At 61.0% G+C, this 12,754-nt stretch carries 10 protein-coding genes; 8 read left to right on the top strand and 2 right to left on the bottom strand.

Annotation, left to right across the window (positions count from 1 at the left end; genetic code table 11):
- Together pncB and BW992_RS04260 are read right to left on the bottom strand one after the other, a co-directional pair.
- Window positions 1-1,227 carry a nicotinate phosphoribosyltransferase gene (gene pncB, locus BW992_RS04265; RefSeq protein WP_072431700.1) on the bottom strand — a complete coding sequence of 409 codons (1,227 nt, stop codon included), beginning with the start codon at window positions 1,225-1,227 and terminating at the stop codon, window positions 1-3.
- 236 nt (window positions 1,228-1,463) lie between these two features.
- A complete protein-coding gene (locus BW992_RS04260) occupies window positions 1,464-2,372 on the bottom strand; it encodes a LysR family transcriptional regulator (protein ID WP_072397889.1) in 909 nt (302 codons plus the stop codon).
- A gap of 175 nt (window positions 2,373-2,547) precedes the next feature.
- Here BW992_RS04260 and amaB point away from each other — a divergent pair, with 175 nt between their 5' ends.
- From amaB to BW992_RS04215, 8 genes are all read left to right on the top strand, one after another.
- The gene (gene amaB / locus BW992_RS04255) at window positions 2,548-4,038 is read left to right on the top strand and encodes an L-piperidine-6-carboxylate dehydrogenase (RefSeq protein WP_076405664.1); all 1,491 of its coding nucleotides are present in this window, start codon (window positions 2,548-2,550) and stop codon (window positions 4,036-4,038) included.
- A 169-nt stretch (window positions 4,039-4,207) separates the two neighbouring features.
- Window positions 4,208-5,491 carry an L-pipecolate oxidase gene (gene amaA / locus BW992_RS04250; RefSeq protein ID WP_076405662.1) on the top strand — a complete coding sequence of 428 codons (1,284 nt, stop codon included), beginning with the start codon at window positions 4,208-4,210 and terminating at the stop codon, window positions 5,489-5,491.
- Between the two features lie 364 nt (window positions 5,492-5,855).
- The gene (locus tag BW992_RS04245) at window positions 5,856-6,992 is read left to right on the top strand and encodes an ABC transporter substrate-binding protein (RefSeq protein ID WP_072397886.1); all 1,137 of its coding nucleotides are present in this window, start codon (window positions 5,856-5,858) and stop codon (window positions 6,990-6,992) included.
- Window positions 6,993-7,153: 161 nt separating this feature from the next.
- Entirely contained in the window at window positions 7,154-8,068 is a 915-nt protein-coding gene (locus BW992_RS04240) for an ABC transporter permease subunit (RefSeq protein ID WP_072397885.1), read from the top strand.
- A gap of 2 nt (window positions 8,069-8,070) precedes the next feature.
- Window positions 8,071-9,351 (top strand): high-affinity branched-chain amino acid ABC transporter permease LivM, encoded by a 1,281-nt coding sequence (gene livM / locus BW992_RS04235; protein ID WP_072397884.1) that lies wholly within the window; start codon window positions 8,071-8,073, stop codon window positions 9,349-9,351.
- Window positions 9,348-10,220, top strand: a complete 873-nt coding sequence (locus BW992_RS04230) for an ATP-binding cassette domain-containing protein (RefSeq protein WP_072431702.1) — start codon at window positions 9,348-9,350, stop codon at window positions 10,218-10,220. The genes livM and BW992_RS04230 overlap by 4 nt, the downstream gene beginning before the upstream one ends.
- Window positions 10,217-10,933 carry an ABC transporter ATP-binding protein gene (locus tag BW992_RS04225; protein ID WP_072397882.1) on the top strand — a complete coding sequence of 239 codons (717 nt, stop codon included), beginning with the start codon at window positions 10,217-10,219 and terminating at the stop codon, window positions 10,931-10,933. The genes BW992_RS04230 and BW992_RS04225 overlap by 4 nt, the downstream gene beginning before the upstream one ends.
- A gap of 826 nt (window positions 10,934-11,759) precedes the next feature.
- A complete protein-coding gene (locus BW992_RS04215) occupies window positions 11,760-12,524 on the top strand; it encodes an SDR family oxidoreductase (protein WP_072397881.1) in 765 nt (254 codons plus the stop codon).
- Window positions 12,525-12,754 lie beyond the last annotated feature (230 nt).

The raw sequence follows: 12,754 nt of genomic DNA, 5'->3' as shown, positions 1-12,754 counted from the left end.
TCACTCCTTGCTTGATGTGTCAGAAAGGGCGGCAGGTACTTGGAAAACGTGTCGCATGTAGGCGACGAAATTCGGATCCTTGCAGTGGGTCTTGCCGGGCTCGTCTGAAATCTTGGCCACGGGTTGCCCGTCACAGCTGATCATTTTAAGCACGATGCTCATGGGCTCCACGCCTGGAATGTCACAGGTCAGGTTGGTGCCAATTCCGAAGCTCACATTGATGCGACCACGCAATGCGCGAAAAATCTCCAGGCACTTGGGCAATGTCAGGCTATCGGAGAACACCAGCGTCTTGCTCATGGGGTCGATACCGAGCTTGTGGTAATGGGCGATGGCTTTCTCGGCCCACAGTACCGGGTCGCCCGAGTCATGGCGCAGGCCATCGAACAGCTTGGCGAAGAACAGATCGAAGTCGTTCAGGAACGCGTCCATGGTGATGCAGTCCGTCAGCGCGATTCCCAGCAGGCCCCGGTATTCGCGGACCCAGCAATCGAGGGCGGCGATCTGGCTGTCGATCAGTCGCGGGCCGAGTTGCTGGTGGGCCATGATCCACTCGTGGGCCATGGTGCCCAGGGGTTTCATGTCCAGCTCCCGGGACAGGTGCACGTTGCTGGTGCCGACGAAGCGCCCGGGGAAATCATGCTTGAGCACGTTCACCACTTCTTCCTGGGTGCGGTAGGAAAACCGTCGACGGGTGCCGAAGTCGGCCACTTGCAGTTCGCACAGTTCGTCCGCGCTGGCGTTGGCGGCCAGCCAGTCGAACTTGCGATACAACTGCTCCCGGGCCTGTTCCAGGATGATTTCGCGGTAGCGATAGCGGTTGCGCACTTCGCTGACGATGGCCAGCAGCGGTACTTCGAACAGGATCACGTGCAGCCACGGCCCACGCAGGCGGATGAACAGCTCGCCATTTTCGATGCCGGTGTGCACGTAGCGCAGATTGAAGCGGAACAGCCCGAGGAAACGCAGGAAGTCCGGCTTGAGGAAGCTGATGCGCTCCAGGAAACTCAACTGGTCGGCGCTCAGGCTCAACTCGGCCAGCCGTTCGATCTGGAAGCGGATCTCCGCCAGATACGGGCGCAGGTCTTCACTGTTGCGGCAACGGAACTCCCATTCGACTTCAACGTTGGGGTAGTTGTGCAGTACCGCCTGCATCATCGTCAGTTTGTAGAAGTCGGTGTCGAGCAGGTTCTGCACGATGCGATCGGCAAATACGCTCTCGCTCATAGGGTTCTCCAGACAGGTCACTGCGGCGGGCAGCGGTTTGGGATGAGTGGGTTAGTGGCGCATAACCTGGGTGGGTATTGCCAGAGATTTTTGGTCACCGATTTTTCTGTGGCAAAGGCCTCTCTACTGTGGCGGGGGAATTTATCCCCGCTGGGCGCCTGGCGCCCCATCAATTATTGGGCCTGCTGCGCAGTCCGGCGGGAATAAGTCCCCTTGCCACGGGGGCAAGCCAATGGCTATTGCGGCGTACCCGGATTGCCGAGCTGCTCCAGCATCCATTCCACGAAATACTTCACCTTGGGCACTTCCGCCGAGTGTTCGGGGTAGGCCAGGTAGTAGGCGCTGGTGCTGGGCATGGCATGTTCCCAGGGGATGACCAGCTTGCCGTCGGCCAGTTCTTCTTCCACCAGGAAACGTGGCAGCAGGGCTACGCCGCAACCAACCTGGGCCGCGCGGATGCACATATAGAAGGTTTCGAAGCGCGGGCCGTGGTAGCTGTGTTCGGTGTGGTAGCCCTGGCTGTCGAACCAGTCATGCCAGGCCTGGGGTCGCGAGGCATTCTGCAGCAAGACCAGGTCCGCCAGTTGTGTCGGGTCGGTGAAGGGTTTCTCCGGAAGGCTGGACGGTGCGCAGACCGGCACCAGCTCCTCGTCGAACAGCCGCAGGGATTCGGTACCGGGCCGCGAGCCCTGGCCGAAATAGAATGCCAGGTCGCTGCGTCCCTGCAGCAGGTCATCGGCCTCCTGTTCGCTGCAGACGTCCAGATGAATCTTCGGATGCCGCAGGCGCCAGCCCTTGAGCCGTGGGACCAGCCAGCGGGCGCCGAAGGTCGGAGGGGCCGAGACCCTGAGCACCTCGGTATCGCCGCCATAGGAGCGCAGGTAATGGGTGGACATCTCCACCTGGGAAAGGATCTTGCGTACCTCCCCCAGGTACAGGTCGCCCGCCGGCGTCAGTTGCAGGCGGCGGCGCACGCGGCGAAACAGCAGGTGCTGCAGCAACTCCTCGAGTTGCGCGACCTGTTTGCTGACGGCGCTCTGGGTCAGGTGGAGTTCTTCGGCGGCCCGGGTGAAACTCAGGTGGCGAGTCACTGCTTCGAAGCACTGCAGCGCCGTGATCGACGGCAAATAGCGTTTGTTGAGCATGATGAGGCCTTGTTTCCTGTCGCTCGGTATGTCCCGTGACGGGCAGCATGAATAAACGGAATGATATCTCGCTTAAAGGTCGTTTGTTGGCAAGTCTCGGGCCAGCTACAACTACAGGTCTGTTCAGTCGGAAATCCGGCTGCCAATCCTTTGTCTTTCGCTTGAGGAATTAATCATGGTTGCTGCATTGCTCGATCGCCTGGGCGTCGCCCCGGCCCTGTACCAGAACGGCACGCAGGCGGTGCGTTCGCCCATCGACGGCAGTCGCATCGGCGCCGTGAATTGGGAAGGCGCCGCCGAAGTCGAGCAGCAGGTCAGCCGCGCCCAGCATGCCTTCGACCTGTGGCGCCAGGTGCCCGCCCCGCGTCGCGGCGAACTGGTGCGTCAGTTCGGCGACCTGTTGCGTGAGTACAAGGCCGATCTCGGCGAACTGGTGTCCTGGGAAGCCGGCAAGATCACCCAGGAAGGCCTGGGCGAAGTGCAGGAGATGATCGACATCTGCGACTTCGCCGTCGGCCTGTCCCGGCAGTTGTATGGCCTGACCATCGCTTCCGAGCGTCCGGGCCACCACATGCGCGAGACCTGGCATCCACTGGGCGTGGTCGGCGTCATCAGCGCCTTCAACTTTCCTGTGGCCGTCTGGGCCTGGAACACCACGCTGGCGCTGGTCTGCGGCAACCCGGTGATCTGGAAGCCTTCGGAAAAGACCCCGCTCACCGCCCTGGCTTGCCAGGCGCTGTTCGAGCGCGTGCTGAAGAACTTCAGCGATGCGCCACCCTACCTGAGCCAGGTGATCATCGGCGGCCGCGATGCCGGTGAAGCACTGGTGGACGATCCTCGCGTGGCGCTGATCAGCGCCACCGGCAGCACTCGCATGGGCCGGGAAGTGGCGCCAAAAGTCGCGGCGCGTTTCGCCCGCAGCATCCTGGAACTGGGCGGTAACAACGCCATGATCCTCGCCCCGAGCGCCGACCTGGACATGGCGGTACGTGCGATCCTGTTCAGCGCTGTCGGCACCGCCGGCCAGCGGTGCACGACTCTGCGCCGGCTGATCGCCCACGAATCGGTGAAAGAGGAAATCGTCACCCGCCTCAAGGCCGCCTATTCGAAGGTCCGCATCGGCCATCCGCTGGAAGGCAACCTCGTGGGGCCGCTGATCGACAAGCAAAGCTTCGACAACATGCAGGATGCACTGGAACAGGCGTTGAGCGAGGGAGGCCGGGTGTTTGGCGGCGAGCGCCAGCTCGAAGACCAGTTCCCGGATGCCTACTACGTGTCCCCGGCCATCGTCGAGATGCCGGAACAGAGCGATGTGGTTCGCCACGAGACCTTCGCGCCGATCCTGTACGTGGTCGGCTACAAGGACTTCGCCGAGGCGCTGCACCTGAACAATGCCGTGCCCCAGGGCCTGTCGTCCTGCATTTTCACCACCGATGTGCGTGAAGCCGAGCAGTTCATGTCGGCCGTGGGCAGCGACTGCGGCATCGCCAACGTCAACATCGGCCCGAGCGGTGCGGAAATCGGCGGGGCCTTCGGCGGCGAGAAAGAAACCGGCGGTGGCCGCGAATCCGGTTCCGACGCCTGGCGTGCCTATATGCGCCGCCAGACCAATACGGTGAACTACTCGCTGGAGTTGCCCCTGGCGCAGGGGATCACTTTCGACTGAGGTCGCCTGGGCCGGATCTTCGATTCGTGAAGGTCCCTCGTGGGAGCGAGCTTGCTGGCGATGACGGCGGCACATTCAACAGGGGAATGACTGGGGAATCGCTATCGCGAGCAAGCTCGCTCCCACACTGAATAGTGTGATGGTTGGGTTTCATTTCCGGAGTCTGGCAATGCCGTTACGCGAAGAATGTCTATGGGAAAAACTGACGCCGCAAAGACCTGAGCACCCCTCGCTCACTGGCGAAATCAGCGCCGACGTCTGTGTCATCGGTGCAGGTTTCACGGGGTTGTCGGCGGCGGTGCATTTGCTGGAGCAGGGCAAGCGCGTCGCGGTGCTGGAAGCCCACCGGGCCGGGCAGGGCGGTTCGGGGCGCAACGTCGGGCTGGTGAATGCCGGCCTGTGGATCCCGCCGGACGATATCGAAGCCGGGTTCGGCGAAGCGGTGGGCAGCCAGCTCAACCGCATGCTGGGGGCGGCGCCGGCCCTGGTGTTCAGTCTTGTCGACAAATATGGCATCGATTGCCAATTGCGCCGTGAAGGCACCTTGCACATGGCCCATAACGCCCGGGGCGAGGCTGACCTGCGTAGTCGCGAGGCGCAATGGAAGCGTCGTGGCGCCCCGGTGCAATTGCTTACCGGCGAGGCCTGTGTGCAAGCCACCGGTACTTCCAGGATCGCCGCGGCACTGCTCGACCGCCGCGCCGGCACACTCAATCCGATGGCCTACACCAGCGGATTGGCCAAGGCCGCCACGGACCTGGGCGGCCGGCTGTTCGACCATTCGCCGGTGACACGCCTGGAACGCCAGGGCCAGCGCTGGTCGGTGCAGACCGCCAAGGGCTGCGTCCTGGCCGAGCAGGTGGTGATCGCCTCCAACGCCTACACCGAGGGCGACTGGACTGCGCTGCGGCGCAATTTCTTCCCCGGTTATTACTACCAGGTCGCTTCTGTTCCACTGGCTGACGAGGCGGCTGCTCGCATATTGCCGGGCGGCCAGGGGTCTTGGGATACCCGCCAGGTGTTGAGCAGTATTCGCCGGGACAAGGACGGTCGCCTGCTGCTGGGCAGCCTGGGTAATGGCAATCGCAAGCCTGCCTGGTTTCTCAAGGCCTGGGCCGACCGGGTCCAGCAATATTATTTCCCTTACCTCAAGTCGGTGGAGTGGGAGTGCACCTGGACCGGCTGCATAGCCTTCACGCCTGACCACCTGATGCGTCTGTTCGAGCCGGCTCCCGGCCTCGTGGCTGTCACCGGTTACAACGGTCGGGGCGTGACCACCGGTACGGTGGTGGGCAAAGCCTTCGCCGACTACCTGTGCCACGGCGATGCGAAGGCACTGCCGATTCCGTTCGCACCCATGCAGCCGGTGACTGGCGCAGGCTTGCGCAGTTGCCTGTACGAGGCGGGATTCTCCCTGTATCACGCGGGCCAGTGCCTGCGGATCGTCATTTGAGTGTTGAAAAGTGTTGCACAGCCCGGCGTTTTCCGGCGCAGGGTCTAGCCTGTTATGGTGCGGGTTGTAGCAAACGCGCACCGGTAGTGTGCAGTTCGGTGACGCAGGTTGTTACAGGCAGGTTGCACGTCGTTTCGCGCACTGGTTGCAATGATGGCTCAGGGAGGGTTGTACTCATTTGAATCGAAGGTTGCACCTTGTGCGGTTTAGACGGTTGCACGCCCTGTGAAAAAGGGCCCGAAACAGTCGAAATAACAATAAAGCAGCGACTTTTTGAAGAATAAAAAACCGATGGCACGGCCCTTGCTCAGAGCTTCTATGTGAAGTCGCAGTGCCAACTAAAAAAACCTTGGAGCACCACCTCATGTCCCAGACGTTTTACAAGAAAGGCTTTCTGGCCCTCGCAGTCGCTACTGCGATGGGTGTTTCTGCGTTTGCTCAGGCCGACATCAAGATCGGCGTAGCGGGTCCCATGACTGGCGCCAACGCCGCATTTGGCGAGCAATACATGAAAGGGGCTCAGGCAGCGGCGGACGAGATCAACGCCAAGGGCGGCGTGAACGGCGAGAAGATCGTGCTGGTGGCCGGTGACGATGCGTGCGAACCGAAGCAGGCCGTGGCCGTGGCCAACCGCCTGGTAGACCAGGAGAAAGTCGCCGGCGTGGTCGGTCACTTCTGCTCTTCGTCCACCATCCCGGCCTCCGAGGTCTACGATGAAGCCGGCGTCATCGCCATTACCCCGGGTTCCACCAACCCACAGGTCACCGAGCGGGGCCTGAGCGCGATGTTCCGCATGTGCGGTCGTGACGACCAGCAGGGTATCGTGGCCGGTGACTACATCGTCGACGTGCTCAAGGGCAAGAAAGTCGTTGTCCTGCACGACAAGGACACCTATGGCCAAGGCCTGGCGGATGCCACCAAGGCCCAGCTGGCCAAGCGTGGCGTGACCCCGGTGCTGTACGAAGGCCTGACCCGCGGCGAAAAAGACTTCAGCGCCGTGGTTACCAAGATCCGCTCGGCCGGTGCCGACGTGGTCTACTTCGGCGGCCTGCACCCGGAAGCCGGTCCACTGGTTCGCCAACTGCGCGAACAAGGCCTCAAGGACGTGAAATTCATGTCCGACGACGGCATCGTGACCGACGAACTGGTCACCACCGCTGGCGGCGCGCAATACGTCGACGGCGTCTACATGACCTTCGGTGCCGACCCGCGCCTGCTGCCGGACAGCAAGGCCGTGGTGGATGCGTTCCGTGCCAAGGGCACGGAACCTGAGGGCTACACCCTGTACGCCTATGCTTCGGTCCAGACCCTGGCTGCCGGCTTCAACGGTGCCAAGTCCAACAAGGGCGAAGATGCGTCCAAGTGGCTCAAGGCCAATCCGGTCCAGACCGTGATGGGCAAGAAGGAGTGGGACAGCAAGGGCGACCTGAAAGTCTCCGACTACGTGGTCTACCAGTGGGACAAGAACGGCAAGTATCACCAGTTGGAAAAACAGAAGTAAGGACTCAAGCGGCCGTCCAGGCTTCCTTGGGCACGGGTTCGTCCCGGTTCCCAAGGCGCTCGCCGGTCGCGCCTGACATCGCTCCGACGTAAATCTGTATTTTCCTTAGAAGAACCGCACGCCCCAAGGGTGTGCAGGTTCTCACTGCGTGAGATTGCGTTATGGATGGTATTTTCCTGCAGCAACTGATCAACGGCCTGACCCTCGGGTCGGTCTATGGTCTGATCGCCATCGGCTACACAATGGTCTATGGCATCATCGGCATGATCAACTTCGCCCACGGCGAGGTTTACATGATTTCCGCTTACCTCGCGGCAATCAGTCTGGCTCTGCTGGCTTACTTCGGTATCGAATCCTTCCCGCTAATGATCCTTGGCACTCTCGTGTTCACGATCGTGGTCACCGGGGTATACGGCTGGGTCATCGAACGCGTCGCCTACAAACCCCTGCGCAACTCCACCCGGCTGGCACCGTTGATCAGTGCCATCGGTATTTCGCTGATCCTGCAGAACTATGCACAGATCAGCCAGGGCGCCCGCCAACAGGGCGTGCCAACACTGCTCGAAGGCGCCATGCGCGTGGATATCGGCACCGGCTTCGTCCAGCTCACCTACACCAAGATCTTCATCCTGGTGGCGGCTTTCGCCGGGATGGCCTTGCTGACCTACATCATCAAGTACACCAAGCTCGGCCGCATGTGCCGCGCCACCCAGCAAGACCGCAAGATGGCCTCCATCCTGGGGATCAATACCGACCGGGTGATTTCCTACGTGTTCATCATCGGTGCAGCCATGGCGGCCCTGGCCGGCGTGCTGATCACCATGAACTACGGCACGTTCGACTTCTATGCCGGCTTCATCATCGGCATCAAGGCGTTCACTGCGGCGGTACTCGGCGGCATCGGCTCCCTGCCTGGGGCCATGCTCGGCGGCATCATCCTCGGGATCTCCGAGTCGCTGTTCTCCGGTCTGATCAACTCCGACTACAAAGACGTGTTCAGTTTCTCGCTGCTGGTGCTGATTCTGATTTTCCGTCCCCAAGGCCTGTTGGGTCGCCCACTCGTGGCGAAGGTATAAGTATGTCTGCTGCCAATAAACCGCTTGATATCAAACAGAGCGTCATCGACGCGATCCTGGCCGGCCTGATCTCGCTGATCGTGTTCGGGCCGATTGTCGGCGTGGTGCTCGATGGCTACAGCTTCAACTTGCAGCCGGCCCGCGTCGGCTGGCTGGTGGCCGTGGTGATGGCCGGGCGTTTCGCCCTGAGCCTTTTCCTGCAGACCCCCCGGGGGCTGAAGATCCTCCAGGGTTTCGAGACCACGGGTTCCGGCGTGCATGTGCTGCCGCCGGACTACAAGTCACGCCTGCGCTGGATCATCCCCGCGCTGATCGTGATCGCCATCGTGTTCCCGTTCTTCGCCAACAAATACGTGCTTACCGTGGTCATCCTCGGGTTGATCTACGTCTTGCTGGGACTGGGACTGAACATCGTGGTCGGCCTGGCCGGCTTGCTCGACCTGGGCTACGTGGCGTTCTACGCCATCGGCGCCTATGGCCTGGCGCTGGGCTATCAGTACCTGGGGCTGGGTTTCTGGACGGTGCTGCCGCTGGCGGCCATCGCGGCGGCGTTGGCCGGATGCATATTGGGGTTCCCGGTGTTGCGAATGCACGGTGACTACCTGGCCATCGTGACCCTGGGCTTCGGCGAGATCATCCGTCTGGTGCTGAACAACTGGCTGTCCTTCACCGGCGGCCCGAACGGCATGCCGGTCCCGTCGCCGACCTTCCTCGGCCTGGAGTTCGGCCGCAGGGCGAAGGAGGGAGGGGTGCCCTTCCATGAGTTCTTCGGCATCGACTACAACCCCAACCTGAAATTCCTGTTCATCTACATCGTGCTGTTCATCACCGTGCTGCTGGTGCTCTACATCAAGCATCGCCTGACCCGCATGCCGGTCGGCCGGGCCTGGGAAGCGCTGCGCGAGGACGAGATCGCCTGTCGTTCCATGGGGTTGAACCACGTGCTGGTCAAGCTCTCGGCGTTCACCATTGGCGCTTCCACGGCCGGCCTGGCCGGGGTGTTCTTCGCCAGCTACCAGGGCTTCGTCAACCCATCTTCGTTCACCTTCTTCGAGTCGGCGCTGATCCTGGCGATCGTGGTCCTGGGGGGCATGGGCTCGACCGTCGGCGTGGTGATCGCCGCGTTCGTGCTCACTGTGGCACCGGAGCTGCTGCGCAGCTTCTCCGAATACCGCGTGCTGCTGTTCGGAGTGCTGATGGTGTTGATGATGATCTGGCGGCCTCGTGGCCTGATTCGCATCAGTCGTACCGGTGTGACGCCGCGTAAAGGAGTAGCGCCATGAGTGAAGTCGTACTCCAGGTTGAAAACCTGATGATGCAGTTCGGTGGGATCAAGGCCCTCAGCGACGTCAGCCTGCAAGTCAAGCGTAACTCGATCTTCGCCCTGATCGGCCCCAACGGTGCGGGCAAGACCACGGTGTTCAACTGCCTGACCGGTTTCTACAAGGCTTCTGGCGGCAAGATCGAACTCAATGTGCGCGGCGAACATACCAACGTCATCAAGCTGCTGGGCGAACCGTTCCGTCCTACCGATTTCGTGTCGCCGAAAGCCTTCGCCAGCCGGCTGTATTACAAGATGTTCGGCGGCACCCACCTGGTGAACCGTGCCGGCCTGGCCCGTACTTTCCAGAACATTCGCCTGTTCAAGGAAATGTCGGTGCTGGAAAACCTGTTGGTGGCCCAGCACATGTGGGTCAACCGCAGCCTGGTGGCTGGTGTTCTCAATACCAAGGGCTACCGCAAGGCGGAAAGCGATGCCCTGGATCACGCGTTCTACTGGCTGGAAGTGGTGGACCTGGTGGATTGCGCCAACCGCCTGGCCGGCGAGCTTTCCTACGGCCAGCAACGGCGTCTGGAAATCGCCCGGGCCATGTGTACCCGTCCGAAGATCATCTGCCTGGACGAACCGGCCGCCGGCCTCAACCCTCAGGAAACCGAAGCGCTGAGCGCGATGATCCGGCTGCTGCGCGACGAGCACGATCTGACCGTGGTGCTGATCGAACACGACATGGGCATGGTAATGAGCATTTCCGACCACATCGTGGTGCTGGACCACGGCAACGTCATCGCCGAGGGCGGCCCCGAGGCGATCCGCAACGATCCGAAAGTGATCGCGGCCTACCTGGGTGCCGATGAAGAGGAGCTGGTATGAGTGGACCTATCCTCGAGCTCAAGGAGCTGGACGTTTTCTACGGACCGATCCAGGCCCTGAAGAAAGTCTCGCTGCACATTGGCGAAGGCGAGACCGTGAGCCTGATCGGCTCCAACGGCGCCGGCAAGTCCACACTGCTGATGTCGATCTTCGGCCAGCCGCGGGCGGCGAGTGGGCAGATCGTTTACCGGGGCGTGGACATCACGCACAAGTCGTCCCACTACATCGCCTCCAACGGCATCGCCCAGTCGCCGGAAGGGCGGCGGGTATTCCCCGACATGACCGTCGAGGAAAACCTGCTGATGGGCACCATTCCCATCGGTGACAAGTTCGCCAGCGAAGACATGCAGCGCATGTTCGAGCTGTTTCCCCGGCTCAAGGAGCGGCGCAACCAGCGGGCCATGACCATGTCCGGTGGCGAGCAGCAAATGCTCGCCATTGCCCGGGCGTTGATGAGCCGGCCGAAGTTGCTGCTGCTCGATGAGCCGAGCCTGGGGTTGGCGCCGATCGTGGTGAAGCAGATCTTCGCCACCCTGCGTGAACTGGCGTCCACCGGCATGACCATATTCCTGGTGGAGCAGAACGCCAACCACGCGCTGAGGCTGTCGGATCGGGCCTATGTCATGGTCAACGGCGAAATCCGCATGACCGGCACCGGCAAGGAATTGCTCGCCAACGAGGAAGTGCGCAACGCCTACCTGGGCGGGCATTGAGGCTGCTGTTGCTGTAACAGGAACCGGCGAGTGATCGCCGGTTTTTTTATCCCTTCACAATGCACCCATCCTTGCTCGCGATGACGGCGGCACATTCAATACAGAAATGACAGGTAGACCGCTATCGCGAGCAAGCTCGCTCCCACGGGGTTTTGGGCCATGGCGGGAATTGTGGACAACAATCCTGAAGGCTTGCCAAACCGCGACATAAAGTCGCCGCAAACAGTTGTTTTGTCACGGTTTTGACTTGTCCCCGTTTGCTGTGGAACTGGCTGTGGGTAACGTGGGAGTAGCTGTCTGAAAGCCTTTGTTTACGTGGCTTGCAGACGTGTGATTGTTTTTTGATCAGGGATTTTTTGCTTAGAGTCATTGGCTATTGTCAACACTTTTGTAGCCTCGCAAAGCGTTCGGAAAATCGGTGGGCAAGCCTGTGGATAACTCTGTGATTAAACACTGGAAAGACTGCGCTGAGGGCCGTCGTTACTGGCTTCGAGCCATCGCCTATCCTTGTGCCTGCTTATAGCAGATAACCTGATGTGCACAACCTGCGTCGCAGGGTCAAGGGAAAAAATTTTCCAGATGTCCCGCAAAGCCTTATGCACAGCGGCCTGCAGCGTTTGTACTTGCCCCCGATTACTGTGGACGTGCCTGTGGATAAGGTGCGGGCAATCTGCTGCATCGCTTGTCCTGCAAGGCTTGTAGCCGGTTGGTTGTTTTTTGAGCAGTGCGCCGAGGAAGAACATGAGCGGCGTTCAGTTGCCGCTCCTCATCAGGCCGGGCATCCTATGGACCCATTTCATCCATTGGCCTTAGCAAGGAGAACACGATGTCCAACACCCTGTTTATCACCGGCGCCACGTCCGGTTTTGGTGAAGCCTGTGCCCGTCGTTTCGCCGAGGCCGGCTGGAAACTGGTGCTGACCGGTCGTCGTGAAGAGCGCCTCAATGCCCTGTGTGCCGAATTGTCGAAGCAGACCGAAGTGCATGGCCTGGTGCTGGATGTGCGTGACCGCAAGGCCATGGAGGAAGCCATCGCCAATCTTCCCCCGTCCTTCGCCACCCTGCGAGGGCTGATCAACAACGCCGGCCTGGCCCTGGGCGTCGACCCGGCGCCCAAGTGCGACCTCGATGATTGGGACACGATGGTCGATACCAATGTGAAGGGCCTGATCTACAGCACTCGCCTGCTGTTGCCGCGCCTGATCGCCCACGGTCGTGGCGCGGGGATCATCAACCTGGGCTCCATCGCCGGTAACTATCCATACCCGGGCAGTCACGTGTATGGCGCGAGCAAGGCGTTCGTCAAACAGTTCTCGCTGAACCTGCGCTGCGATCTGCAAGGCACCGGTGTGCGAGTGAGTAATATCGAGCCAGGCCTGTGTGAAAGCGAGTTTTCCCTGGTGCGCTTCGGTGGCGATCAGGAGCGTTACAACGCGACTTACGCCGGCGCCGAGCCGATCCAGCCACAGGACATCGCGCAAACCATCTTCTGGGTGCTCAATGTCCCGGCGCACATCAACATCAACAGCCTGGAGCTGATGCCGGTGAGCCAGACCTGGGCCGGATTCGCCATCGAGCGAAACAAGGCGTAGCGGGAGATTCTGTGGCGAGGGGGTATCCCCGTAGCTGAGCGTAGTTCCCCTAGGCTATGTACGAAATTGTTTGGAACTTGGTTATGCGGCGTTAAAAACCGGCTCGGAATGCTCATTGACAGCCAGTCAACTCCGCTTCCTCGCCGGTTTTTGCCTTGCCCAACCTGCGTTTAAAGCAATTTCGTGCAGAGCCTAAGACCTGAGCCTGCGATCTATCTTTTTCAGGGCTG

It is taken from the genome of Pseudomonas sp. 7SR1 (assembly GCF_900156465.1).
Taxonomy (GTDB): domain Bacteria; phylum Pseudomonadota; class Gammaproteobacteria; order Pseudomonadales; family Pseudomonadaceae; genus Aquipseudomonas.
This window is presented reverse-complemented; position numbering and strand designations above follow the sequence as displayed.

Excerpts from the sequence above, each read along its gene's own strand:
- pncB (WP_072431700.1), bottom strand. The coding sequence starts at position 1,227 with ATGAGCGAGAGCGTATTTGCCGATCGCATCGTGCAGAACCTGCTCGAC.
- BW992_RS04260 (WP_072397889.1), bottom strand. The coding sequence starts at position 2,372 with ATGCTCAACAAACGCTATTTGCCGTCGATCACGGCGCTGCAGTGCTTC.
- amaB (WP_076405664.1), top strand. The coding sequence starts at position 2,548 with ATGGTTGCTGCATTGCTCGATCGCCTGGGCGTCGCCCCGGCCCTGTAC.
- amaA (WP_076405662.1), top strand. The coding sequence starts at position 4,208 with ATGCCGTTACGCGAAGAATGTCTATGGGAAAAACTGACGCCGCAAAGA.
- BW992_RS04245 (WP_072397886.1), top strand. The coding sequence starts at position 5,856 with ATGTCCCAGACGTTTTACAAGAAAGGCTTTCTGGCCCTCGCAGTCGCT.
- BW992_RS04240 (WP_072397885.1), top strand. The coding sequence starts at position 7,154 with ATGGATGGTATTTTCCTGCAGCAACTGATCAACGGCCTGACCCTCGGG.
- livM (WP_072397884.1), top strand. The coding sequence starts at position 8,071 with ATGTCTGCTGCCAATAAACCGCTTGATATCAAACAGAGCGTCATCGAC.
- BW992_RS04230 (WP_072431702.1), top strand. The coding sequence starts at position 9,348 with ATGAGTGAAGTCGTACTCCAGGTTGAAAACCTGATGATGCAGTTCGGT.
- BW992_RS04225 (WP_072397882.1), top strand. The coding sequence starts at position 10,217 with ATGAGTGGACCTATCCTCGAGCTCAAGGAGCTGGACGTTTTCTACGGA.
- BW992_RS04215 (WP_072397881.1), top strand. The coding sequence starts at position 11,760 with ATGTCCAACACCCTGTTTATCACCGGCGCCACGTCCGGTTTTGGTGAA.